Below are 23504 nucleotides of genomic sequence, written 5' to 3'. Positions count from 1 at the left end.
CACACGGTAAAGCAAATGCCCAAGCTTGTTTGAATAGCGCGTAAACATAGCTACATTCAAAAACAGCAAGAAAAATACAGCTACCTTGGGGGAGAAGTAAAGCTTGCCTGAAATTCACTCATTTAATCAACATCTATAAAAATCGATATGCAAAGGCTTACAAGATGAAATACATGCATTGTTGTTGGCCAATGGATAGCGTGTTTCAGAGCATTATCATTGTGTAGCATTATCATTGTGTAGCATTATTATGGGTGGCATAGTAATTTTTTCAGAGCATTATTATTGCTAGAATTATCATGGGTGGCATAGTAATTTCAGACCTAAATATTATCTTTGCTCATCATTTTCAATGGCATTATGTTGAAAAGTATTTTTCTGTTCTTTACGCCAGCGACCAGGGCTTAAACCATAGTCTTTCTTAAAACGGTGAGCAAAGCTTGCACTATCGCCATAGCCTACGGTGTCAGCTATTTGATCAAGATTATATTGTGTATAACGAAGTAAGTAGCAAGCGTATTCTAGGCGAGTGTGAGTTAATAGTTTGATTGGTGTCATCCCCATTTCTTTCTTACATAAACGAAAGAAGTGCGGCTCAGACATATGCATTTCTGTAGCTAATTGCTTAACAGTCCACGGCAGTTGCAATTGCTTATTTACACGACGTATTAGAGAGTGAAATTTTTGTTGTTGCTTTGTTAGTTGCTGCCCCATGTTCAGTGTTTGCGCAATTTGATAAATTAAAACTTCGACTAAGCGCAATACAATATCTGATTGATACATACTCTCGCCGTGTTTGAATTCTCTAATAAGTGACATCGTTTGATAAAGCTTCTCTGCATTCGCACTGGAATAAACGGAAGGTTGAAGTTTATGAACAAACTTATATTCAGAACAGTCATGCAGTAATAGCCAACACATATCCCAGTACTTCCCCGAAAGTTCATACAAAAAAGGGGTTCCTGCTGGCAGTAAAAGCACACTACCGGGTTTAACTAAATATTCGTTGTTACCAAACTTGATCTTTCCCTCTCCTGCATGAGTAGAAATTAAGTAATGAACACGCCTATTGCTGTTTTCATTACCTAAACAAACTTCTCCTTTACCTGTTTTGCCTATTTGATATTCAGTTTGTAAATACGACAACCCCGCAATGGCTATGAAACTATCAGCTTGCCCTGGTAATTTATCAAAATTAATAAAATCCTCAATACAATCAGGATGAACATTTAAAATATCTTGCCACATAGAATTACCAAAATGATAGTTTTAAACATGATACATGACAATTTCACTTATGTTTTTTTTATCACTATATTTTATAATTCTATGCAATATTATAGTAACCCCTAATGACTAAAACCAATGCGTAACATCGAACCTTCATCATTAAAGCAAAGCATTAAATTAGCTTGGCCTATCTCTTTACAAAGCATATTGGTCACCATGCTAGGCATGAGTGACATAATGATGGTTGGGCATTTAGGCGATACGGCCGTTGCTTCTGTTGGGCTGGGTAACCGAATTCAATTTGTTTTTTTAATCATTTTAGCGGGACTCGCTTCAGGTGTTGGTACTTTATCTGCGCAACACTTTGGCGCGGGTCAAATTGGTGTGATTAGACAAGTCATTGTTAAAACGCTTGTTATTGCAGCAGGGATTTTACTGCCTATATTACTCATTACTTTCTTGTTTTCTGACAATATCATGGGTATTGCCACAACAGATCCCAGCGTTATAAAAGCAGGAACAAACTACCTTTGGCTGACCATGCCTAGCTTAATTTTTGTTGTCATTGTGATGATATTTGAAAACGCGTTAAGGGGTCTTGGGCAAGTAGTCTTCCCCATGTTAATTAGTACCATAGCGATTATTACCAATATTATTTTAAACTATTGGTTAATCAAAGGTGGCTTAGGTATAGAGCCAATGGGTGTTATTGGCGCTGCGCTAGCAACACTAATTGCGCGAGCACTTCATGCTTTATTAATACTGGTCTACTTAGCAAAGGTTAAGCACAGTATTTTTCCAACAACGTTCTTTTGTGTTAGTTTTTATAACAAACAAGAGTGGACTAAATTACTCACCTTAGTTTGGCCTATGATGCTAAGTTTTGGCGTGTGGTCATTAGGCACTTTTGTATATCAACTGATATATGGACGTATTGGAACACAAGAACTTGCTGTAATGAGTCTATTAGCGCCAATGGAAGGATTATTGGTTTCATTCTTTTTTGGTTTTGCTTCTGCTTGCGCTATTTTAGTTGGGCAGCGCTTAGGTAGAAACGAATTTATAACGGCATGGGTTTTAGCAAAATATTACGCCATTAGTGCGCCAATTGTTACCTTTTTATTAGCCTTAATTTTACTTCAATGTGAGTCTTTAGTCTTTATGCCTTATAGCAATTTGTCTCCAGAAACAATGGCATTGTCCCATGATGTTTTTGTATTGATCACCTTTGGCACTTGCTTGAAAGTATTTAACTTAACTATGTCTATGGGGATATTACGCGCAGGTGGTGATAACAAATATTGCATGTTAATTGATATATCAGGCATGTGGATTTTAAGCATTCCATTAACTTTGGCGGCGGCATTTTACTTTAAGTTACCACTATATTGGGTAGTTCTTATCTCTTACTCTGAAGAAATAACTAAAGCATTTATGTTTGTTTTCAGAATGAGAACGAAGCTTTGGTTAAAAAACCTAACGGCTGAAAGTGTTGCCTAGTAGAACCGATTCGATTAAGTTGCACACAGCTAAAACTTGAGAAACCAATGTATCTTTCTAAGTTGTAATCAAACCAGAAAGTCGTAAAATCTACATTGCAGTCACTCACCTTTTCTAAAATTCAGATGAAATATAGTATTAGTTCTATGGCGAAAACGCCCCTTATAGCCATAGAATTAAAATTTATGTTAGCTTTAAGATCTGAAAGTTGACGTTTGAAATTTTGACTGCTCTTATTCCGCAATACGCTCGCAGAACACGTTAACACAGTTATTTTATGATGTGTTTCGAATAATTATTAAGGTTCACTTATGCTAGACGTCAGGTTCCAACTTTATTTGGAATGGTTCGGGTACTTTTTTAATAAATAAAACTTACTGCCACATTTTTTCTCTTTTTATTCAGAAAAGCCCATTTTTGCTCAACGGTATAAATCGGCTTGCTTGGTTTTTTTGTTTCGATCTTTATTTGGCTTCTACACTAATGGGTAATTAATTAGCGATAAACTTATGAATACGTATGTAGCTTAGCTGTAAATTGGTGTCAGTCCTTTATGCTTGATGTAATAAAAAAACATCAGGAATATCCATGAAAAAAATTATACTCAGCCTTACTTTACTGATTTCATCTCACAGTTTATTTGCACAAACCCTTAAGTTAGCGTCACCCGACGGAAAAATAATTCTCAGTGTTAGTGACCAAGGAAAACCTAATTACGAAATGAGCTTTTTAGGTGAAAGCATTATAAAACCCTCCCGCTTAGGCCTAGCATTCAAAGATACTATCGCTTTTAGTGACGGTTTTACTATTTTATCGAGTGAAACCCAATCAGCCAAAGAAGTATGGCAATTACCTTGGGGTGAACGTAAAAATGTGACTGATGAACACAATGAATTATTAGTGACTTTTTCGAAGAATAATAAAAAAAACACTAAAGAATTCAAGGTACGTTTTCGTTTGTTTAATGACGGCATTGGTTTTCGTTACGAAGTGCCAAAACAACAAGATATTGATCACGTTGAAATCATTAATGAATTCACCGAATTTGTTGTAAACGACGCGGATAAAGCGACCGCATGGTGGATTCCAGCACGTGGCTGGAATCGTTATGAATACATTTATAATACCACCAAGCTAGCTTCGGTTGACCGCGCTCATACACCTTTTACTTTTAAACTAGACTCGGGCATTCACCTTAGTATCCATGAAGCGGCATTAGTTGATTATGCTGCTATGACGATTAACCAAAAGCGTCCTGGTGTCTTAAAAGCCGATTTAACACCTTGGTCAGACGGCATTTTAGTTAAAACAAAAACCAATTTCAAAAGTCCATGGCGTACTATTCAAGTCAGTAAAGATGCGGTTGGCTTACTCAATTCTGACCTGATATTAAACCTTAATGAACCGAATAAATTAGGTGATGTATCTTGGGTTGAACCGGCTAAATATTTGGGGATTTGGTGGGGAATGCACATTAACGCCAACACCTGGGGCAGTGGCGACAAACACGGTGCAACCACCAGTGAAACCATGCGTTATATCGACTTTGCCGCTGAACATGGTTTTTCTGGGGTTTTGGTTGAAGGCTGGAACCTAGGCTGGGATGGCGACTGGTTTTTCAACGGCGACGTGTTTAATTTCAGTAAAGCTTATGATGATTTTGATATTGCTGCCGTATCAGCTTACGGTGAAAAGAAAGGGGTTCAATTAATTGGCCACCATGAAACCTCAGGTAATGTGACTAATTATCGTAATCAAATGAGTGATGCTTATGCACTTTATGAAAAGTACGGCGTAAGACAAGTAAAAACAGGTTATGTTGCTGACGGTGGCGATATTAAACGCATTGATGAAAAAGGCATAGTTCACAAAGAATGGCATGACGGCCAGTTCATGGTGAGTGAGTATTTACACAGTATTACTGAAGCAGCGAAACACAAAATTAGTATTAACACCCACGAACCGATTAAAGATACCGGTTTGCGCAGAACCTACCCTAACTGGATTTCAAGAGAAGGTGCTCGCGGCCAAGAATTTAATGCTTGGGGCACACCACCAAACCCGCCTGAGCACACCACCATTTTACCCTTTACTCGCATGTTAGCTGGACCAATGGATTTTACACCAGGCATCTTCGATATGAGTTTTAATGGTTTGGGTGATAAAAGTAATCGCCCACAAACTACGCTAGCAAAACAATTAGCATTATACGTGGTGCTTTATAGCCCTATTCAAATGGCGGCTGATTTACCTAAAAACTATCAAGCAAATTTAGCCGCATTTCAATTTATTAAAGATGTACCAACCGATTGGCATGAGAGTATAGCGATTGCTGGTGAGGTCGGTGAATATGTTGCTTTTGCTCGTCAAGAAAGGGGGGGTAATGATTGGTTTGTTGGCGCATTAACCGATGAGCAAGCACGCACGTTAACATTGCCGTTAAATTTTCTTGATAAGAATAAGCGCTATCAAGCACAAATTTATCGCGATGGTAAAAACGCAGAGTGGATTAACAATCCCTATGAAATGATCATTGAAAACAGGCAAGTCACCGCTAACGACCAATTAGTCTTACCCTTGGCGACAAGTGGCGGTGCTGCGATTCGTTTCAAAGCATTATAATCAATTGATATTTACAACTTAAATAGCGTAAAGAGTAGCACAAGTCTTACTTGTGCTACTCTTTTTACAACCCCGGATACTGAGAATACCCCAAAGCCACAACATTAATAAAAATAGCGAGCCAGAGCACAAATATAAAAGGCCGTTTTTGAGTTTTATGTCGAAAAGCTTGTTGAGCTAATAGCGCTCCTGGCCATCCGCCAAGTAGCGCAAAGACCTGTAGTGTTTTTTCTGAGATGCGCCATCGCTCTTTTATCGCATTTCTTTTGTCGATGCCATAAAGTACAAATGTTAGTAAACTTAAGCTCAAGTAACTCACTAGCACCCATAACGCTATTTCTTGCATCATAAAGAGCAGACCAAGAGCCATTAAAAATAAAACAACAACACTTTTTGAAAACATATTTATAGCTCGCACAATATACTTTGTAAGCACAACGCTAGTCATTAGCGGTGGTTACCATAGTTTATCGATAAGAGTTCATCGATATACTGGTTGAAGATAAAATTAAAAAAACCGATTATTTACCAATAGTCGGTTTTGATTCACTTTCTTACTTGTTAAATATCAATTGACGATAAGTTTTTAAAATCAACTAGATGGGCGTTCTTTCTTGAGTTTAATAATCAAGTCGATATGAGGAATAAGCTCTTCTATTTCTCGAATATGATCCCGCAAGCTTTCCCATTGCGTTAATTCTAATTTACCCGAGTCTAATATGGCGAGTTTTAGTTCACTGACTAACGAATTCTCATCGACTTGCTCTATAAACTCATTAATACGTAATAGGTTGTCTAATTCTGCTTGAGAAATTATTTCTATATCACTACTTTTTTTCATCGCTAACTCTTTAAAAAAACACTATAAAAACAAGTATAGCCAAGCTTTATTTTTTTGCTCAACATCGATAAAGCTAAAGGTATTTTAATTGTCACAATTTAGTAAGAAAAAAGTCATATTCAACTTGTAAAGTGCCTCACGTTAACTAAATAAAGCTCAACAAGGGATACTCATGGAACATAATAACTTTGATGAATATGATGAAATATTTAGCCTTTTCGACGGTTTACTCACGGATCAAAAAGAATCGCGCTCACGAAAAAGAAAGTGGCGAGAAATTGAAACGTATAAAGATAGAAAACGATTACGCCAAGAGCTTCATGATTTACAAGATTACTCGTCTTAATCATTAGCGTTTGGAGTAAGTAGACATTACTCCAAACTCTGCATAATTTAATCCGTTATGATTGGGCAAAATCAACCAAGGTTTTGCCCGTCATACGGTAACCTACCCATTCATCTTGAGACACAGCACCTATCGCTTGATAAAAGTCACGTGAGGGCTTATTCCAATCTAAACAGCTCCATTCAAAACGTGCACAATCATTATCAATAGCGGTTTTTGCCATGTTTTTTAATAATTTTAAACCCGCTCCTTTCCCTCTATGCTCTGGCGTTACGTATAAATCTTCAAGGTATAAACCTGACTTTGCTAACCACGTTGAATAATTATAAAAATAAATCGCCATACCAATAGCCACACCATCGAGTTCACAAATTAAGCCGTGTACTTGTGTATTTGTACTAAACATACTGTCTTTTATGGTTTCAACTGTTGCGTACACTTCATGTTCAGCTTTTTCATAAATAGCGAGTTCTTTAATAAAAGTGAATAAAAGCTCGGCATCATCTATGCTTGCTTCACGTATCGTTATCTCAGACATTTTACTTCCTTATTTTCTTCATTAATTTTTTCCATAGCATACCAGTACCAAGATATTTAAACACCTGCTCTGCAATGCCACATAAATAAACAACAAGGTTGAACTAATATCAAAAATTAGCTCTAAGTAAGAGATTAAAAGATAATTAAACACTTCTGGTAAACTTTTTAAAGTTTGTCTCTGTTTAGTAAATCACTTTATCGATACAATATAACAAATGAGTTATCGCCATTAAAAAAGGAAAGTCTGTGTTCAATAAAATAGCTTCACTCGCCTTATTCACCTTTATCACTTTACCGGTATTTTCAGCAGAGGTCAGCTCGACAGCAAAGTTAACCGCCGATTACGCCGTGCAAACCTATCAAAAATCTATGGTTGCTAGCTTAGCCGAGTTAGTAAAATACAATACCTTAGCAATTGATGGTGTTTCGGCTAATGACAACCCTGAACATATAGCTTTTAAAGCCGAGTTAAAAAAACAAGCTGAAGATTTAGGCTTTGATTATACCGACGACGGTTATGTTGTTGTTATTGGCTTAGGCGAAAGCACAGAGCGCTTAGGAATAATTACCCACGGTGACGTACAACCAGTAAACCCCAAAAAATGGCAAAAATCTCCGTTTGAACTTGATACAACTTCAGAGCCCGGCAAACTTATCGCTCGCGGTACCGAAGATGATAAAGGGCCAATATCAACCGCGCTCTTTGCAATGAAAGCCATTAAAGACAAAAATATAACGCTCGACAAGCGTATTGAATTGTATGTTTACATGGCAGAGGAATCAGACTGGGGTCCATTAGAAGCTTATATTAAGACCCATACATTGCCACAAATCAATATTACCATTGACGCTGAATACCCTGTTGTCACCGCTGAAAAAGGCTACGGGACAATAAAAATAGCCTTTAATAAAAATAAATATACCGGTTTAGATGCTTACCTCAGTGAATTTAGTGGTGGTTTTTTTGGTAGTCAAATACCTGAAGATGCTAAAGCGGTGATTGAAAATGCTGACCTTAGTTTACTGCAACAACTGATGGATAAGGCAAGAGAATACCAAGGTGTTAGTTTTGATTTAGAATTAAAAGGAAGCACCTTAACGATTACAGCACTAGGAAAATCAGCTCATTCATCGAAGCCAGAAGAAGGCCTAAATGCCATTCCATTTTTAGCGGGTTTATTATCGCAAACTCGCTGGCCTAGCAATGGTGCAGGTACATTAGTTAACTTTATTAATGACAATATTGGTTTAGGCTTAGAAGGGAAAAAGTTTGGTAATATAGCCTACAGTGATGACTTTATGGGACCTATGACGGTTTTACCCACTGTTATTAAGCAATTGAAAAATAATATTGAATTGAATATTAATATTCGTCGTCCGCGTGGTAAATCAGCGCAACAGCTAACGGAAGAAATTAATCACGTCATCGCGACTTGGAAACTAACAAATATGGCTGACATTACCGAGCTTGAACATTATATTGGTGACCCTTTTATTCAAAACGATGCACCACATATTGACACATTACTGGCTGTATTTTCACACTTTACCGGTATAAAGGACGCTAAGCCTATTGCTATCGGTGGCGGCACAAATTCACGCTTATTTCCAAATGCAGTTAGCTTTGGGCCATCAATGCCAAATGCTAATTATACCGGCCATTCTGAGCATGAATTTATTACCATGAAACAGTTCGTTTTAAATTTAAAAATGTACACCGCCGCTTTAGTTGAAATGGCTGCAGCCAAAACACAGTAACGAGTAGTGCAGCACTAAAGAACAGGAGAGGTTATGAAAAAAACATGTATTGTTACCGGTGGAAGTTCAGGTATTGGTCTAAGCATAGTGCAATTATTTACGGATAAAGGCTATCAGGTTTTTAATTTAGACTTACAACCAAGCAACCTTGCCACACTGCGCGGTGCTGATATTAACTGTGACATCAGTAATGTTGAGCAAGTACAAAGTATTATCAGTAATATAGCTAAAACAGCGACTATTGATGTTTTAGTCTCGAATGCTGGCATTCACTTTTCAGGAAATATTGAGAACACCTCAGCCGCTGATTTAGATAAAGTCCTTAACATTAATGTTAAGGGCGCGTATGCCGCGATAAAAGCGGTACTCCCCCATATGAAAGCCAATAAAAATGGCGCTATTATCTTAATGGCATCTGACCAAGCATTAATTGCCAAGCAAAATTCATTTGCCTATAACATTAGTAAAGTCGCGCTCGCTTCGATAGCAAAAACCACCGCGCTTGATTACGCTAGCTTTAACATTCGTGCCAATGCTGTGTGCCCCGGCACAATAGAGACCCCTTTGTATCATCAAGCGATTGATAATTATTGTCAACGCTCTGGCGCTAACAAAGCAGAGGTTCACGCTGAAGAAGCGGCTTTACAGCCGTTAGGTCGTTTAGGTCAACCCGAAGAAGTCGCTGAATTAGTTTATTTTTTAGCATCAGATAAAGCTAAGTTTATCACTGGTAGTTTACAAGTGATTGATGGTGGTTATACTGCGCAATAATTCACTTGGTAGGTATAACAACAGCTAGCGTTTAACGACAGTTCAAAGAGAATACTAGAAATTGCGATACCCTTTTTTTTATTGGTAATAACAACTAAGTGGCAACTTCTCTGAAGGAAAATTCAGCAGGATGTTTTCATTGATACATTTCAGTTCAGGCGTTAATGAACATAGGGTAATATGAAAATAATTGATCCTCACTTGCATTTATTTAACCTTGAACAAGGCCACTATCAGTGGTTAAAAGCTGATAGTCCACCTTACTGGTCAGATAAAAAAACCATTAGACAAAGTTTCACAGAAAAGGACTTAGCTTTATCTGTTCCTCTGCAACTTGCGGGTTTTGTTCACATCGAAGCCGGATTTGATAATCAACAGCCTTGGCGAGAAATTGCTTGGTTAGAAGATAGCTGTTCCCTACCCTTTAGAGCTATTGCTGGCGTTAATTTACTTTTACCAACAAGCGAGTTTCAACAAATACTAGATAAGCTTGATAAATTTGAGTCCGTAGTCGGTGTTCGTGACATTCTAGATGAAAATGCCTGCGCATATTTATCAAATTCGCACGTTAAGGAAAACTTAGCCCGACTTGCCCAGCAGCAGTTGATTTTTGAATGCCAAATGGCGTTAACTGATGTGGTAGCGACCGAACAATTAATAGCTATTATCAATGAACTGCCGACACTAAAATTAGTCATTAATCATGCAGGTTGGCCACCCGAAGATATTGACAGTAAACAATGGCAAGATTGGCAAAGTGGCATACAAGCACTAAGTGGTTATGAAAATGTTGCCATTAAATGCTCGGGGTTTGAAATGGTTAATCGTCAATATAGTGCCTCGTGGCAACAGCATGTGATCAAACATTGTTTAGCTACCTTTGGTTTAGATAAAACCATGCTAGCCAGTAATTTTCCTTTGTGTTTATTTAAAAGTAGTTATCAAAAAAACTGGATAACCCATTTCGAAAACCAACCATTATCAACAACTGAGCTTGAATTATTATGTTATAAAAATGCCTTGCGCATCTATCAAATTCCTATTTAAGCTATAAATTAAGAAGAAAAATCTACCCATAAGACCTTGGATAAAATACTATTTCATTACTTCGCACTTTCATGGTGAATTAATGGATAACTTCGACAGAAAAATTCTTAAAATATTACAAAATGACTGTACGCAGCCAGTCAGTGAGGTTGCCGCTCAAGTGGGGCTTTCAACAACCCCATGCTGGCGACGTATTCAAACTATGGAGAAAAATGGTGTTATAAAAGGGCGGGTTGCCTTGGCCGATCCTGAAAAGTTAAATGTTGGCTTAACCGTTTTTGTGATGATTAAAACCAACCAGCATAATTCTGATTGGCTTGATGATTTCAGTATCAATTCAAAAGCGTTTCCAGAAATTACCGAGTTTTATCGAATGAGTGGCGAAGTAGACTATTTACTACGTGTCGTTGTTTCTGATATGAAAGCCTACGATGCTTTTTATAAAAAACTCATCGGCCAAGCCAGCTTTGCCGATATTAGCTCAAGCTTTGCCATGGAAGAAATTAAATATACGACCGCACTACCCGTTGATTATATCTAACGCGTGATAAAAAAGGATGGCGATTAGCCATCCTTTTTACCTTCAGATATTGAAGCTGATTACTTTAATGAATTAACCGTAACATGCGGTGAGCGTTTCACGACTTCGTCATTTAATTCAATGCCTAAACCTGGTACTTCTGTCACTTGGAAAAAGCCATTTATCGGTTGTGGGTCTTGCAAACACAATTCACGATTCCAATGCTTAGTCGCATAAGTATGATGCTCATGAATTAAAAAGTTAGGAATTGCTGTTTCTAAATGCAAAGACGCTGCTGTTGCTACTGGGCCGCCACAAACATGGGCTTGAATACGAATATCATAGACATCAGCATAGTCACAGACTTTTTTAGACTCGGTAAAACCACCACATAAACCCACATCGGGTTGAAGCACATCAATACTTTGATCTTCAAAATACTGGCGTACATCCCAACGATGATATAAACGTTCACCACCGGCAATGGGGACATTAACCCGTTCAGCCACTTTTTTATGCACTTTCGCGTTTAAATAATTAACCGGCTCTTCGTACATCATACAGCCAACTTCTTCAACAATTTCGCCCATTTGAATCGCAGAAGCAGCGCCCATTAATGAATGTGATTCGAAAATAATATCAACATCTTCACCGACGGCATCACGAATAGCGCGTAATCGGTCTCCAAATAAACGCATCTGCGGCTTGGTAAATAATTTAGTGCGATCGAACGATGATGTGCCATCGGCATTATAAACAATAGGGTCTACTTTTACCGCGTCGTAGCCTTCAGCTACCGCTTTTAATGCAGCTTCAGCATATTCTTCTGGTAAAAATAACTTCTTAACTTCAACGTCCCAATCAAACTGTAATTGGCTAGCGTAGGTACGTAATTTATCATTAACTTTGCCGCCAAGCAGTTGATAGACAGGCACACCTAATGCCTTACCTTTAATATCCCAAAGTGCGGTATCAATAGCACTCATTGCAGAATAAAGCACCGGCCCACCACCTAATCCCCAGAAACTTTCGCGCAGCATTCGAGACCATAACAATTCGGTTCTAAAAGGGTCAAAACCAATTAAAACCGCTTCGGTAATTTCTTTAATCATCGCCGCTGCAGCACTATGCCCCCAATCGTAAGCAAGACCTGCTTCACCAACCCCCGAGATACCTTCATCGGTATGAACACGAATAAAAACAGGGTTCCAACCGGCGCGATCTGGACATTCAATATCAAAAATTTCTACGTGAGTGACTTTCATTTTATCTTCTCTAAATATGTGAGTGTTTGTCGCAGAGAACTTATTTCAATAGCGGCATAACGAGGTGTAAAGACAACTTTATTATTAGGTCGCAAAGCTAGGATCAGCGCGATAGACTTTCCTGACCATCGCCGGCCAAGCCTTTTGACCGCCGGTACTGCCCGTATGAACAATATTTGCTTGCGCTTTTATACCATCAACAATGCTTTGATCGACTAAAATGGTTGCCATACCGGTTGCCATTACTTGTAGTTGCACTTGACAAGCACGTGTTAAATCATACATATGCATAAAAGCATCGCCAATGGTTTCACCTAAAGTTAAACCACCATGGTTTCTTAATAACATAAAGTTTGCCGAGCCCAAGTTATTTTGTAAGCGAAGTTTTTCGTCAGCATTTACCGCTAAACCTTCGTAATCATGATAGCTAAGAGAAGCCAGTGCGAACATAGCGTATTGACTTAACGGCAACAAACCTTCTTGTAAACTTGCCACCGCAATGGTTTCATTAGTGTGTAAATGCAAGACACATTGCGCGTCATGGCGAGCTTCATGGACAGCGCTATGAATAGTAAAACCTGCAGGGTTAATTTCAAAAGGACATGCTGGGTCAATAATATTACCTGCTATATCTATTTTAACCAGATTCGATGCGGTAATTTCATCAAAAGCTAAACCGAAAGCATTAATGAGTAAATGCTCAGAATCAGGTATGCGTGCGGAGATATGAGTGTAAATCAAATCATCCCAGCCATGCATAGCGATAAGACGATAACAAGCCGCTAAATCGATGCGTGTTTGCCACTCTTGTGCTGACACTTTATTTTTTAAGTTAATCTGTGGGATAGTTAACATTAAAGTCCTTTAAAGAATTATTATTCTATAATTTTAAATCATCGATAATACAAATCAAACCGCTAGTGTAATAAATTACAATTAAAGGCTAGATAAAAATCAGCTAAGTTAAGCAAATTGGTATCAATTAAATAAACATCTTAATTAAACTACCAATGAGTAAAATAAACACCAAAATAGGAATGATTTTTGAATACTTAGCTTGCTCTTCTTCACCCATAGGTTTGCCAAAACGCTCACCTAAAATAACCATTAAGGCAATACCGGCAAAAACAGCTAATAAAATCATGATTAAAGTCATTATTTCTCCTATTATTAATCTCTAAACCAATTGCACATTGCATTAGCTAATTATTCAATTACCATAGCAAGATAACAAGCAAAAATATGTAAACAACAATATGACTGCACCTGATAACTTTGCTGAGAAGCGACGCTTTATTATAAGATTAGGCAAAGCTTTGCATAAGTTTGGCACGCCTGCTTATCGTCTTGAAGCACATCTTCAAGATGTTTCGACATTTCTCGAATTAAAAGCATGTTTTATCATCACACCCACGGCTCTGACTTTTGTCTTATCTGAAGATGAAGAGAACCAACAATATAATCATGTTATTCGAGTAAAGCCAGGTGATCTTGATTTAGGTTCACTGGCACGAACAGATGAACTAGTTGATGAATTAAGTTCGGGTCAACGCACGTTATCTGAGGCCATTGAACGACTTGATGATATCGCTAATAAACCCAACCCTTACGGTCGTTTTCTTACCTTTTTAGCGTTTGGTGCTTCAAGTGGTGCTTTTTCGATGCTAATGCACACCAGCTGGAATGATGTATTTTGGTCGGTATTATTAGGCTTTGTTGTTTGCTTATTTACCTTTTGGGCCGAATACTCACGCCGAGTTACCGAAACTTTAGAACCAATTGCAGCCATTACCACCGCCCTACTGGCCTCGGCCATTACGCTAATTGACCCAAGTATTAATATGCCCTTGGTTATTCTTTCAGCCATCATTGCTTTTATACCCGGCTTAGCATTAACGCTAGGCTTAGCTGAATTGGCCGCTCGACATCTGATGTCGGGTACTGCGCGTATTATGGACGCGGTAATGATGCTATTTAAGCTTTATTTTGGCGCGGTATTAGGCATGGCATTAGGAAAGTTATTTTGGGGCGAAGTGTTATATGTTACCCCCGCCAGCATGCCTGTTTGGACAGCATGGGCGGCAGTAACCACTTTATCTATAAGCTTAGTTATATTATTTCGCGTCCGTAAAAAAGACGCTCCATGGGGAATTATTTCTGGCTATGTTGCATTTGGTGCTAGCATTATTGGTGCCGCTTACTTAGGCCCTGCACTTGGCGCTTTCGTTGGTGCCTTTGTTTTAGGTATGTATGCTAATTTATTCTCACGCATTATGAGATTACCTTCAAGCATTGTTAAGCTATTAGGTTTAGTCGTGCTGGTGCCTGGAAGTAAAGTTTATATCGGCTTAAACAGTGCGGTATCCGGAGTGAATATGTTAAATACTAATAATATTGGTTCTGAAGCCTTCCTAATTTTTATGTCGCTTGTCGCTGGCCTTGTTTTTTCAAATGTTGCCTTACCTTCTCGTAAAACGTTGTAATAAAGTACGCTAATGAAACCAGTTAACAAAAAGACAGCATATCACCATGGCGACTTACGCAGTTCTCTCGTTGAAACGGGCGCCGAGATGATTGAAGAGGCAGGAATTGAAGGACTGTCATTACGTAAACTTGCTGAGCGTATTGGTGTTTCTCGTACAGCAACCTATCACCACTTCAAAAATAAAAATGATTTACTTTGTGCGATAGCTGCACTGGGGTTTATTCAATGGACAAGTATTTCTAATGCTATATTTGACGATAAAGAGCTTTCAGGAGAAGAAAAATTTCGTCAGTTTGTTCATCAGTACATAACATTTGCTACCGAAAATGCTTCAATTTACGAATTAATGTTTGGTAAAACAATTTGGAAAAAAAACAATAGCGATCAAGCTTTGCGTGATATCGCTTATCCTAGTTTTAATTACCAACTAGAAATGACCAAAACTTGGCAGCAACAAGGCTTATTGATTGAAGACGAAAATAGCTTACGTTTAGCACAGGTAACTTGGGGTACATTGCACGGTATTGTGCGTTTACTAATTGATGGAATTTACCTTGATACCAGCCATATTGATGAAATGTGTGAATGTGTCGTCAAGGTTTTTATTCACCAACAAAAATTATAATAAGGGTTAGGCATGTCTGAAGACAATAACAATAAAACCGCTCAGTTTGACCAGTTTTTTTCTATTAGTTATCCTTTCAATGTCAATGCAACTATCATTGAAACCGATACAGCGCCAAGTTATCAATGTTTTATGAACACCATGCCGATGCCGTTTAAAATGGCCTCTGAAATAGTCACCCTTGACCAAGCTGCATTGCGCCCACTGCAAACCCTTGGTAGCGTTGCGGGACAATTAGTTGATTATTTACATCATCAAGCTAAAAAAATAGACTTACTGGTTAGTTATATTTTGAGCGAGCAAGACAACGAAATGCAACGTTACCAAGGCACTCATTTTGGTGGTGGCGGCGTTATTTTTACCAGTAAAAATCTTTTTGATACCGGCCAATTTATTACCTTGAAAATATTTCTCCTTGATGATAATTGTGCAATTTACTGTTGTGGGGAAATAATTTCAGCAACAACTACAAGCGATGAACTCACTAGCTACAAAGTTATTTATCATCATATTAGAGAAGAAGACCGTGAAATATTAGTACGTTGTAGTCTTCATCAGCAATCAAAACAGTTGCAGGTTTTAGCGCAACAGCGCAATGAGCTATCAGCAAAAGAAAAGTAATTTAGCGCGTAAAAGTATTTCTCCGTTAAGTCTAGCTGATATAAAGCACACTTTAGCGCCTATTCCTTGTTGAGTAAGTCAAAAACCGTTAGCGTGATCACCATAAAATTTCAGGAAGATAGTTATGAACATGAATAAAAGATCTTTTTTAAAAGCGGGTGGTGCAAGCATTGCTGCGTTATCCGTATCAGCTTCAGCATTTGCCTCATCAACGAAAGAAAGTCAGTCAAATAGCCAAGTACTAAAAGACATCACCAAAGATGTTGCTGGCATTACTTCTGCAGAGCGTGAAGCTCGGATAGTAAAAGCTCAGCAATTAATGCAGCAAATGAATATTTCTGCGCTTATTATTGAGCCCGGTGCCGCCATGGATTATTTCTCTGGTATTCAATGGTGGCGCAGCGAACGCTTAACAGCTTTAGTGATCCCTCAACAAGGTAAAGTGGCGGTAGTTTGTCCCTTTTTTGAAGAGCCTAGTATTCAAGAAAGTTTAGCTATTGATGGCGACATTCGTGTTTGGCAAGAGCATGAAAGCCCGTTCGAGCGTATCAAACAAATACTAGCAGACCGAGGTATTAGCCTTACCAAAGGGACGATTGGTTTTGAAAACTCGGTACGTTATTTTGTTCAACACGGTGTAATGAGTTTATTATCAACTCTTCAACATGTCAGCGCAGAACCCGTTACGCGTGGTTGTCGCATTATTAAAAGTCACCATGAATTGCAACTGATGCATAAAGCTAATGAGGTAACACTATTAGCCTATAGCGAGGTATATTCAAAGTTAGAAGTGGGTATGACTTCTGCACAGGTTAAAAGCTTGATGAGTAATGCACAAGCTACGTTAGGGGGAAAAGGCGCGTGGAATATGGCCTTAATAGATCAAGCAAGTGCTTTCCCTCATGGCAGTAAAAAGAAGCATCTAATTAAAGAAGGTTCTATTGTATTAATGGACTGTGGCTGTAATGTCCATGGTTATCAGTCAGACATTAGCCGAACCTTTGTGATGGGTGAGCCAACAAAGCGTCAACGTGATGTTTGGCAAACGGTACGTACCGGCCAAAAAATAGCCTTTGAGCAAGCGCAAATAGGTAATGCTGCGGGTACTGTTGACGATGCGGTACGAAAATACTATCAAGCACAAGGATTCGGTCCTGATTATAAATTACCAGGTTTGTCGCACAGAACTGGTCATGGCATAGGTATGGAAGGTCATGAAAGCGTTAATTTTGTTCATGGTGAACAAGAAAAGTTAACAGCTGGTATGTGTTTTTCTAATGAGCCTGGCATTTATATACCTGGCGAATTTGGTGTAAGACTTGAAGACTGTATTTACATGACCGATAAAGGCCCACAGTGGTTTACTATTCCCCCAGACTCGCTAGATTCTCCGTTAGGTAAGCTTGCTAAACTCGCTTAACACACTATTTATAATCTACAGTAGACTGTTTTTTAGCAAACTCATCAGTAACAGTGGCTTCACTTTATCCTAAAAAAAAGGAGTAACGGATCTTCCTTACTCCTCCTGTTTTTATAACGCAGGATACAATGAAATAACCAATAAAAGTGCCATGGTAATATTAAAAACTCTCAAGCGTTTTTGGTTAGTTAATAACACTTGTATTTTCTGCCCTAAAACAACCCAAGAACTGATGCAGGGTAAATTGATTAGCCCAAAGACAATCGCCACTAACAACACCGAGGTAAAACTCTTAGATGGAGCATAAAGGCTTATTGACGTTAGCGCCATTGTCCAAGCTTTAGGGTTAACCCATTGAAATAAAACAGCTTGAATAAAGCTAAAAGGTTTATGATTTGACGTTTGTTGTTCGACATGACTGGTAGAGCTAGCTATTTTGAATGCTAAGTAGAGTAAATAAACAATGCTGACCACTTTTAGTATTTGATAACTCACCGGGAAACGATCAAATAATTGAATAACACCGAGCCCAACTAAAGCAATCATCAGTGTAAATCCAATACCAACTCCTAATAAGTGAGGGGTTGTTTTTTTGAAACCATAATTTGCACCAGAATTCATTAACATCAAGTTATTTGGCCCTGGTGTTATTGAAGACACAAAGGCAAAAATAGTTAAGGCTGATAGTATGTCTATATTCATTGTTATTTTGCTCTTAATTGTTTGAGAGACAGGTTAAATTTCAAGCTATTTTCACTTAAATGCTCAGATGTTATATCACAAAGTTATACTGGAAAATCAGCTAAGGGCGCTTATTATTAATATATGAGTTTTAAGTACTAAATATAGAGGCTGGATGACTTAACCCTTGGTAGTGGCAAAGATCAAAGAAGGCTGGGTAGATGTATCATTTCACATGGGGATAACGCGTAGAAAAATATCTATAACGCATAGGTAAGTGGGTGAACATAGCCCTCCCATCTTACCCATTTGTTATATATTATTGCTTAGATAGCAACAACTTTATTTGCACATGGACCTTTTTGTCCTTGTCCAACTTCAAACTCAACAGCTTGGCCGTCAGCCAATGTAGCGTATTCACCGCCAGATTGGATTTCTGAATGATGAACAAACAAATCTTTACTGCCGTCTTCTGGAGTAATAAATCCGAAACCTTTATCCGCATTAAACCACTTAACTATACCTTTACTCATAACACTCTCTTTATCATTGGTGAAAAATATAAACCTAACTTGCTATCACCATTACAAGTCAGGATTTGAATCTTATTAATACAAACTATATTTAACATTATAGACTGTATTTATAATTAACGGTGCGCGCCACCTTTCTTTTTCATATTGACTACTTTTCGAGCTATATCAAGTAATTCAGGTGAAACATCTTCAGCACCATCTTTTATTAGTTTACTCACATCACCGGATGAAAAGAATGAGCCACGCTCAGCTTTTACGCCTAATGATCTTACAAAATCTTTTGTTTTACCTGTACTACCCGTATCAATATACTTAAAAATAATTTGTTCATTAAAACTTTGTGGTTCTTGCTTTAAAGTAGCAATAGTATTGGTAAGTAATGTTATTTCCGATCCTAACATTTCTATTAATTCGGCAATATCTGAATATGGTTTCATTAAATTATTTAGCTCTTATAATATTATCTGATAATGCCAACAGGCTATCATTTTACAGGAGAAGCAAGTCAGTATAACTAGCCTGCTTAAAAAATTATTATACAGTGAATGCCTCTGAGTAAACAGTCTCTATTTTAATAGCCCAGAGCAATGATGAATTATTGTTACTTTTTTAATAATATAACTTAATGAATGCCCATCTTATTGGTCGATAAAACCGCCACTGCCTCATATTCAATGTTCAATGTTCACCATAACTTTCCTACAAAGAGATTATATTATTTGATAATTCTAAGTTTAATCACTTATTTTGATTAAAGGTTGTGATTTATTACGCTTGATTGTTTCTCTCGTAAGTCTATAATCCGCATAATTATTATATAACTAACCACAATATAAATGAAAAAATCTTACAAAAAAAACGTAAATATATATCTTGTCATTTTTTTGTTATTAAGTCTTTGTATTTCCTATTTAGCGGTAGCGAAAACAGATACCCCAGAGATGAAGACTAAGGCAGTTTTTGGTCAAATAGAATCGGCTTTATTAATTTTAAAAAGTAACAATCAATTCACTAAAAGCAATATCAGAAGTGTATTAACCCAATATCTTCTGCCTGAGGTAGATATTCAATATTTTAGTTATAAAGTTATTAATCAAAATTTGCCCAAACTATCTGCCGAACTTAGGACTGAGTTTGTGACTGAGCTATCAAATCAATTAATAAATACTTATACCAACTTATTAAGTAAATATAGTGGTGAGTCAATGACCATCGGTACAGGGTCATTATCAAAAAGTGGTAAAATGTCGATGGTCAACATAACGATTACCGGTGAAAGTAAAGTCAACAAAGCGGTAGTAAAGTTACTGATATCAAAAGAAGGCACTTGGCAGTTCTTTGATATCATCATTGAAGGCATTAGTTTATTAGATGCAAAGCAAAAAGAAATAAATTCAAGTTTCAGTAAGTTAGGTGTCGAAGGTACACTGTTACATCTAAAAAGTATTAATCAAAGAAGCCTCACTTCTTTATAAAAATCAAGGTAGGTACAATCGTTCTAATGGAATGGCTTAATCATACGAATAATTTCAAAGCACTTTCAGCAGTACTCGCTAATAATAAATTTGTTATTGCGCTATTGTTTATTTCTATTTTTTATATGATTAAATATCTCATTGTAAGAAGAATAAAACGAAAATCAAAACAAGATAAAAGATTACAAATCAATGTAGTCAATAATATATTTACGGTATTAATAATCGTGATGGTTTTTAATATTTGGTCTGAAGAAATTCAAAAATTTGCTTTTTCGATTGCTGCTTTTATTGTAGCAATTGTCTTAGCAACCAGAGAGTTTATTCAATGTTTTATTGGTTTTGTTTATATCCTGTCAAGTCGACCATTTCGTATTGGTGACTGGGTACAAGTTGGCAATCATTACGGCGAAGTGCATTCAACAGACTGGGCAAAACTAACACTGTTAGAGGTAAATGTAGATGATTATCAATACACAGGTAAAACGCTATACCTACCCAATAGCCAGCTAATTACTTCGGTTATTAAAAACCTTAACTTTTTAAAACGATATGCAATGCATCATTTTACCATTGTCAGAGATGACAGTGTTAATCCCTTCGAGTTTATTGATGAGTTGTATACTAGAGCAAGTTTATATTGTAGTGACTTTAAAGAAGTTGCAATCCGCTATAACCAACTGATTGAAAACCGTTTAGAGATCAACATCACAGGCCCTGAGCCACATATTCAAGTAGCAACTTCTGAGGTTGGAGATACGCAAATATTTTTTACTATATTTTGCCCAACAGAGATAGCATTAGAAATAGAGCAGAAGTTAACTGCTGATTTTATGACATTGTGGTTTAAGCAAAAAATGGTTTCGTCAACTTTATCAAACTAATGTAATATCACTAATTATCAAGTCACTCAATCACGATTTACTTCTTGACTGAGTGACTTTTTAGACGCTAACATTTTGATAAATTAAATTATTTTTTATCGTTATTCAATAAAGTAAGCGTGCCATCGAGGTGCACATCGCGTTGCGGAAAAGCAACAACAATATTATTCTCTTCAAACAATTCCTCTAATCGAAATCGAATATTACTTCTAGTCACTCTTAAAGCCGTTTCTCCAGTTGAGTTTATCCAAAAATTTACATAAAACACTAATGAATTATCACCAAAGTCTTCAAAAACAACGACGGGCATTGGCGTGGTCAATACTTCTTTTTGTGCCAGTGTCGCTTCTAAAATAAGATCCGCTACTTTTCTAGCCCGAGTACCATAAGCAACCCCAACAGAAACACTTGTTCTCACTAAACTGTCTCGAAGCGTCCAATTCACTACCGTATTTTCAAGTAGTTTACTGTTAGGAATAAGTAGATGAACACCATCAACACGTCTAATACGGGTTGAACGGGTGTTAATTTCTTCTACGACACCTTTGGCATTTTCAACTTCTAAAAAGTCACCAATTTTAATAGGTCGTTCCCACATTAAAATCCAACCACTGATAAAGTTGTTAATAATGTTTTGCGCGCCAAAACCAAAACCAATCGCGATTGCACCCGATAAAAAGGCAAAAGCGGTGATCGGCACATTAATCAAATCTAAGGTGGTGATCAACAATATAACTATCGCAATCACATAAAAAACACGCTGCAATAAGTGTATAATATTTGGATCAGTTTTTTTGGTCGTTAAACGCTTGGTTATAAACCTTACGCCCCACTTAGTGAGCAACAACCCAAGGTAAATAATTAGCGGAATTAACAGTAACCCACCCAATGTTACCGGTTGATCAGCAATAGTAATAACCTTAGTAGATAAGATTTCTTTTATTTGTGTAAAGTTCATAAAATCCCTTAATTTAACGACTTTTTATTTTGATCCTAAAAAGACTTTTGATGGGTCAACAAGAAAGCGTTTACCCAGTGCTTCTCTTCCTAACAGCATTAAATAACTCATATCAGAGCGATCTGTTAAAGTTATTTCAATTGACCACCTGTCTTCGCCAAGTACGATGGGTGTTTCTATAACGTAGCGTTGCTCTGTAGTGCCATTTGACGATTTAACTTTACGCATATCGCTAATGGGCGCCGTACATTTCTGCATGGCATCCACATTATGCATATCAGGGTGTAGATCAAACGTCACACTATGTACGCCATCAATAATTAATTTTTTAATATTATCAACATGTAACGACGACGTTTTTGCGCCGGTATCAACTCGTACTTGTAAGTCATCAATAGCTAAGTCTGGCAAAGCTATTGACTCTAAACGCCCGATAACAACTTTATTCGCTTTTTTCATACGCTTCTCTAACTGTCGTCATTTTCAGGTAAAAGCTGCTCTTGCACATTTTCAATATGACCTGCAATTTCTTCATCATCTTCACTGAAATAAGCGACATGAAACATGGCTTCACCTTCTTGAACTAAAGGTATGTTTTGCTTACCAATTAAAATGCCTGAGCGTGTTGCTTTAACCGAATCAAATATTGCACCGTATGGACTACCAATTTCGGCTAATACTTGACCTTTAGTGATCTGATCGCCCAAATTTACAATATTATGAACAATACCACTAGCGTTAGCGCGTACCCATTGGCTGCCATTAGCAATAAACGGCATACGTTTTTTCTTCTTGGTGCGGACAACTTTTCTGGTCATACCTAAATGCTGTAATACATTTAAGATACCTTTCATGCCCGCTCGAATTGAAAACTCATCAAAACGCAGCGCTTCACCCGCTTCATATAAGAGTATTTTCGTTTCGCTTTTAACGGCTGATTCTCTTAACGAGCCGTCAACTAAAGTAGAATTCAACACAACCGGCACGCCAAACACTTCCGCCAAGGCTTTGGTATCGGGATCAGACATATCCGCCCTAATTTGTGGCAGGTTTGAACGATGAATTGCCCCGGTATGTAAATCGATACCGTAATCACAATGCTTAACGATTTCGTTGAGAAATATATAAGCAACGCGTCCTGCTAAAGAGCCTTTCGCAGAGCCGGGAAAACAGCGATTTAGATCACGACGGTCAGGCATATAGCGACTTTGATTGACTACGCCATAAACATTAACCATAGGAACAGCAATAACCGTGCCTCGCGTTATTTTAAGTTTCTTTTCGTGGATCAAGCGTCGAATAATTTCAATACCATTTAATTCGTCGCCATGTACCGCCGCACTCAAAAAAATAGTGGGCCCCGGTTTTTTAGCGCGAAT

Annotated in this window: 26 protein-coding genes; 13 read left to right on the top strand and 13 right to left on the bottom strand. The window is 37.6% G+C overall.

Going from position 1 to position 23504, the window contains the following annotated elements; translation table 11 throughout:
* Positions 1-330: 330 nt before the first annotated feature.
* Complete coding sequence (locus tag H4J62_RS19210) at positions 331-1248, bottom strand: AraC family transcriptional regulator (protein ID WP_182218193.1); 918 nt, start codon at positions 1246-1248, stop codon at positions 331-333.
* Between the two features lie 117 nt (positions 1249-1365).
* Here H4J62_RS19210 and H4J62_RS19205 point away from each other — a divergent pair, with 117 nt between their 5' ends.
* Both H4J62_RS19205 and H4J62_RS19200 read left to right on the top strand, forming a co-directional pair.
* Positions 1366-2730, top strand: coding sequence for an MATE family efflux transporter (locus H4J62_RS19205; RefSeq protein ID WP_182218194.1), 1365 nt, complete (start codon positions 1366-1368; stop codon positions 2728-2730).
* 588 nt (positions 2731-3318) lie between these two features.
* A complete protein-coding gene (locus H4J62_RS19200; RefSeq protein WP_182218196.1) occupies positions 3319-5352 on the top strand; it encodes a glycoside hydrolase family 97 protein in 2034 nt (677 codons plus the stop codon).
* Positions 5353-5416: 64 nt separating this feature from the next.
* On the opposite strand, the gene H4J62_RS19195 is transcribed toward H4J62_RS19200, so the two are convergent.
* Complete coding sequence (locus H4J62_RS19195; RefSeq protein WP_182218198.1) at positions 5417-5755, bottom strand: DUF1294 domain-containing protein; 339 nt, start codon at positions 5753-5755, stop codon at positions 5417-5419.
* 189 nt (positions 5756-5944) lie between these two features.
* A complete protein-coding gene (locus H4J62_RS19190) occupies positions 5945-6193 on the bottom strand; it encodes a hypothetical protein (protein ID WP_182218200.1) in 249 nt (82 codons plus the stop codon).
* 172 nt (positions 6194-6365) lie between these two features.
* On the opposite strand from H4J62_RS19190, the gene H4J62_RS19185 reads away from it, so the two are divergent.
* Positions 6366-6539, top strand: a complete 174-nt coding sequence (locus H4J62_RS19185) for a DUF3545 family protein (RefSeq protein ID WP_157470826.1) — start codon at positions 6366-6368, stop codon at positions 6537-6539.
* A gap of 55 nt (positions 6540-6594) precedes the next feature.
* Here the strand turns inward: H4J62_RS19185 and H4J62_RS19180 are convergent, their stop codons facing one another.
* Complete coding sequence (locus H4J62_RS19180) at positions 6595-7077, bottom strand: GNAT family N-acetyltransferase (protein WP_182218202.1); 483 nt, start codon at positions 7075-7077, stop codon at positions 6595-6597.
* Positions 7078-7325: 248 nt separating this feature from the next.
* Here H4J62_RS19180 and H4J62_RS19175 point away from each other — a divergent pair, with 248 nt between their 5' ends.
* From H4J62_RS19175 to H4J62_RS19160, 4 genes are all read left to right on the top strand, one after another.
* A complete protein-coding gene (locus H4J62_RS19175) occupies positions 7326-8837 on the top strand; it encodes a dipeptidase (RefSeq protein WP_182218204.1) in 1512 nt (503 codons plus the stop codon).
* Between the two features lie 33 nt (positions 8838-8870).
* Entirely contained in the window at positions 8871-9608 is a 738-nt protein-coding gene (locus H4J62_RS19170) for an SDR family NAD(P)-dependent oxidoreductase (RefSeq protein WP_182218206.1), read from the top strand.
* 180 nt (positions 9609-9788) lie between these two features.
* The gene (locus H4J62_RS19165; RefSeq protein ID WP_182218208.1) at positions 9789-10655 is read left to right on the top strand and encodes an amidohydrolase; all 867 of its coding nucleotides are present in this window, start codon (positions 9789-9791) and stop codon (positions 10653-10655) included.
* Between the two features lie 82 nt (positions 10656-10737).
* On the top strand, positions 10738-11196 hold the full coding sequence (locus tag H4J62_RS19160; protein WP_182218210.1) for an Lrp/AsnC family transcriptional regulator: 459 nt from the start codon (positions 10738-10740) through the stop codon (positions 11194-11196).
* A 59-nt stretch (positions 11197-11255) separates the two neighbouring features.
* Here the strand turns inward: H4J62_RS19160 and H4J62_RS19155 are convergent, their stop codons facing one another.
* The 3 genes from H4J62_RS19155 to H4J62_RS19145 form a co-directional block, all read right to left on the bottom strand.
* Positions 11256-12440 carry a mandelate racemase/muconate lactonizing enzyme family protein gene (locus tag H4J62_RS19155; RefSeq protein ID WP_182218212.1) on the bottom strand — a complete coding sequence of 395 codons (1185 nt, stop codon included), beginning with the start codon at positions 12438-12440 and terminating at the stop codon, positions 11256-11258.
* An 84-nt stretch (positions 12441-12524) separates the two neighbouring features.
* On the bottom strand, positions 12525-13295 hold the full coding sequence (locus tag H4J62_RS19150) for a class II aldolase/adducin family protein (RefSeq protein WP_182170845.1): 771 nt from the start codon (positions 13293-13295) through the stop codon (positions 12525-12527).
* Positions 13296-13422: 127 nt separating this feature from the next.
* Positions 13423-13596: a hypothetical protein gene (locus H4J62_RS19145; protein ID WP_182170842.1), complete on the bottom strand. Its 174-nt coding sequence runs from the start codon at positions 13594-13596 to the stop codon at positions 13423-13425.
* 100 nt (positions 13597-13696) lie between these two features.
* On the opposite strand from H4J62_RS19145, the gene H4J62_RS19140 reads away from it, so the two are divergent.
* The 4 genes from H4J62_RS19140 to H4J62_RS19125 all read left to right on the top strand — a co-directional run bounded on the left by H4J62_RS19140 (position 13697) and on the right by H4J62_RS19125 (position 17591).
* Entirely contained in the window at positions 13697-14923 is a 1227-nt protein-coding gene (locus H4J62_RS19140) for a threonine/serine exporter ThrE family protein (RefSeq protein WP_070374419.1), read from the top strand.
* A 12-nt stretch (positions 14924-14935) separates the two neighbouring features.
* Positions 14936-15550 (top strand): TetR/AcrR family transcriptional regulator, encoded by a 615-nt coding sequence (locus H4J62_RS19135; protein ID WP_182218213.1) that lies wholly within the window; start codon positions 14936-14938, stop codon positions 15548-15550.
* 12 nt (positions 15551-15562) lie between these two features.
* The gene (locus tag H4J62_RS19130) at positions 15563-16171 is read left to right on the top strand and encodes a PilZ domain-containing protein (protein ID WP_070374421.1); all 609 of its coding nucleotides are present in this window, start codon (positions 15563-15565) and stop codon (positions 16169-16171) included.
* 124 nt (positions 16172-16295) lie between these two features.
* A complete protein-coding gene (locus tag H4J62_RS19125; protein WP_182218215.1) occupies positions 16296-17591 on the top strand; it encodes a Xaa-Pro peptidase family protein in 1296 nt (431 codons plus the stop codon).
* A gap of 111 nt (positions 17592-17702) precedes the next feature.
* Here the strand turns inward: H4J62_RS19125 and H4J62_RS19120 are convergent, their stop codons facing one another.
* The 3 genes from H4J62_RS19120 to H4J62_RS19110 form a co-directional block, all read right to left on the bottom strand.
* Complete coding sequence (locus tag H4J62_RS19120; protein WP_182218216.1) at positions 17703-18293, bottom strand: LysE family translocator; 591 nt, start codon at positions 18291-18293, stop codon at positions 17703-17705.
* Positions 18294-18598: 305 nt separating this feature from the next.
* On the bottom strand, positions 18599-18805 hold the full coding sequence (locus tag H4J62_RS19115; protein WP_070374424.1) for a cold-shock protein: 207 nt from the start codon (positions 18803-18805) through the stop codon (positions 18599-18601).
* A gap of 116 nt (positions 18806-18921) precedes the next feature.
* Positions 18922-19245: a hypothetical protein gene (locus H4J62_RS19110; protein ID WP_182218218.1), complete on the bottom strand. Its 324-nt coding sequence runs from the start codon at positions 19243-19245 to the stop codon at positions 18922-18924.
* 399 nt (positions 19246-19644) lie between these two features.
* Between H4J62_RS19110 and H4J62_RS19105 the strand changes: the two genes are divergently transcribed.
* Both H4J62_RS19105 and H4J62_RS19100 read left to right on the top strand, forming a co-directional pair.
* The gene (locus H4J62_RS19105) at positions 19645-20283 is read left to right on the top strand and encodes a phospholipid-binding protein MlaC (RefSeq protein WP_182218220.1); all 639 of its coding nucleotides are present in this window, start codon (positions 19645-19647) and stop codon (positions 20281-20283) included.
* A gap of 26 nt (positions 20284-20309) precedes the next feature.
* Positions 20310-21167 (top strand): mechanosensitive ion channel family protein, encoded by an 858-nt coding sequence (locus H4J62_RS19100; RefSeq protein WP_182218222.1) that lies wholly within the window; start codon positions 20310-20312, stop codon positions 21165-21167.
* A gap of 88 nt (positions 21168-21255) precedes the next feature.
* Here the strand turns inward: H4J62_RS19100 and H4J62_RS19095 are convergent, their stop codons facing one another.
* From H4J62_RS19095 to H4J62_RS19085, 3 genes are all read right to left on the bottom strand, one after another.
* Positions 21256-22125, bottom strand: coding sequence for a mechanosensitive ion channel family protein (locus H4J62_RS19095; protein WP_182218223.1), 870 nt, complete (start codon positions 22123-22125; stop codon positions 21256-21258).
* 24 nt (positions 22126-22149) lie between these two features.
* Positions 22150-22584 carry a RimK/LysX family protein gene (locus H4J62_RS19090; RefSeq protein WP_182218225.1) on the bottom strand — a complete coding sequence of 145 codons (435 nt, stop codon included), beginning with the start codon at positions 22582-22584 and terminating at the stop codon, positions 22150-22152.
* An 8-nt stretch (positions 22585-22592) separates the two neighbouring features.
* A partial coding sequence (locus H4J62_RS19085; RefSeq protein WP_182218227.1) for a succinylglutamate desuccinylase/aspartoacylase family protein occupies positions 22593-23504 on the bottom strand: 912 nt, incomplete at its 5' end.

The organism is Colwellia sp. BRX8-5 (genome assembly GCF_014077325.1).
In the GTDB taxonomy this organism is placed as follows: domain Bacteria; phylum Pseudomonadota; class Gammaproteobacteria; order Enterobacterales; family Alteromonadaceae; genus Colwellia_A.
This window is presented reverse-complemented; position numbering and strand designations above follow the sequence as displayed.

What these genes read in the sequence shown, in the direction of transcription:
- H4J62_RS19210 (WP_182218193.1), bottom strand. Translation starts at nt 1,248, where the DNA reads ATGTGGCAAGATATTTTAAATGTTCATCCTGATTGTATTGAGGATTTT.
- H4J62_RS19205 (WP_182218194.1), top strand. Translation starts at nt 1,366, where the DNA reads ATGCGTAACATCGAACCTTCATCATTAAAGCAAAGCATTAAATTAGCT.
- H4J62_RS19200 (WP_182218196.1), top strand. Translation starts at nt 3,319, where the DNA reads ATGAAAAAAATTATACTCAGCCTTACTTTACTGATTTCATCTCACAGT.
- H4J62_RS19195 (WP_182218198.1), bottom strand. Translation starts at nt 5,755, where the DNA reads ATGTTTTCAAAAAGTGTTGTTGTTTTATTTTTAATGGCTCTTGGTCTG.
- H4J62_RS19190 (WP_182218200.1), bottom strand. Translation starts at nt 6,193, where the DNA reads ATGAAAAAAAGTAGTGATATAGAAATAATTTCTCAAGCAGAATTAGAC.
- H4J62_RS19185 (WP_157470826.1), top strand. Translation starts at nt 6,366, where the DNA reads ATGGAACATAATAACTTTGATGAATATGATGAAATATTTAGCCTTTTC.
- H4J62_RS19180 (WP_182218202.1), bottom strand. Translation starts at nt 7,077, where the DNA reads ATGTCTGAGATAACGATACGTGAAGCAAGCATAGATGATGCCGAGCTT.
- H4J62_RS19170 (WP_182218206.1), top strand. Translation starts at nt 8,871, where the DNA reads ATGAAAAAAACATGTATTGTTACCGGTGGAAGTTCAGGTATTGGTCTA.
- H4J62_RS19165 (WP_182218208.1), top strand. Translation starts at nt 9,789, where the DNA reads ATGAAAATAATTGATCCTCACTTGCATTTATTTAACCTTGAACAAGGC.
- H4J62_RS19160 (WP_182218210.1), top strand. Translation starts at nt 10,738, where the DNA reads ATGGATAACTTCGACAGAAAAATTCTTAAAATATTACAAAATGACTGT.
- H4J62_RS19155 (WP_182218212.1), bottom strand. Translation starts at nt 12,440, where the DNA reads ATGAAAGTCACTCACGTAGAAATTTTTGATATTGAATGTCCAGATCGC.
- H4J62_RS19150 (WP_182170845.1), bottom strand. Translation starts at nt 13,295, where the DNA reads ATGTTAACTATCCCACAGATTAACTTAAAAAATAAAGTGTCAGCACAA.
- H4J62_RS19145 (WP_182170842.1), bottom strand. Translation starts at nt 13,596, where the DNA reads ATGACTTTAATCATGATTTTATTAGCTGTTTTTGCCGGTATTGCCTTA.
- H4J62_RS19140 (WP_070374419.1), top strand. Translation starts at nt 13,697, where the DNA reads ATGACTGCACCTGATAACTTTGCTGAGAAGCGACGCTTTATTATAAGA.
- H4J62_RS19135 (WP_182218213.1), top strand. Translation starts at nt 14,936, where the DNA reads ATGAAACCAGTTAACAAAAAGACAGCATATCACCATGGCGACTTACGC.
- H4J62_RS19130 (WP_070374421.1), top strand. Translation starts at nt 15,563, where the DNA reads ATGTCTGAAGACAATAACAATAAAACCGCTCAGTTTGACCAGTTTTTT.
- H4J62_RS19125 (WP_182218215.1), top strand. Translation starts at nt 16,296, where the DNA reads ATGAACATGAATAAAAGATCTTTTTTAAAAGCGGGTGGTGCAAGCATT.
- H4J62_RS19120 (WP_182218216.1), bottom strand. Translation starts at nt 18,293, where the DNA reads ATGAATATAGACATACTATCAGCCTTAACTATTTTTGCCTTTGTGTCT.
- H4J62_RS19115 (WP_070374424.1), bottom strand. Translation starts at nt 18,805, where the DNA reads ATGAGTAAAGGTATAGTTAAGTGGTTTAATGCGGATAAAGGTTTCGGA.
- H4J62_RS19110 (WP_182218218.1), bottom strand. Translation starts at nt 19,245, where the DNA reads ATGAAACCATATTCAGATATTGCCGAATTAATAGAAATGTTAGGATCG.
- H4J62_RS19105 (WP_182218220.1), top strand. Translation starts at nt 19,645, where the DNA reads ATGAAAAAATCTTACAAAAAAAACGTAAATATATATCTTGTCATTTTT.
- H4J62_RS19100 (WP_182218222.1), top strand. Translation starts at nt 20,310, where the DNA reads ATGGAATGGCTTAATCATACGAATAATTTCAAAGCACTTTCAGCAGTA.
- H4J62_RS19095 (WP_182218223.1), bottom strand. Translation starts at nt 22,125, where the DNA reads ATGAACTTTACACAAATAAAAGAAATCTTATCTACTAAGGTTATTACT.
- H4J62_RS19090 (WP_182218225.1), bottom strand. Translation starts at nt 22,584, where the DNA reads ATGAAAAAAGCGAATAAAGTTGTTATCGGGCGTTTAGAGTCAATAGCT.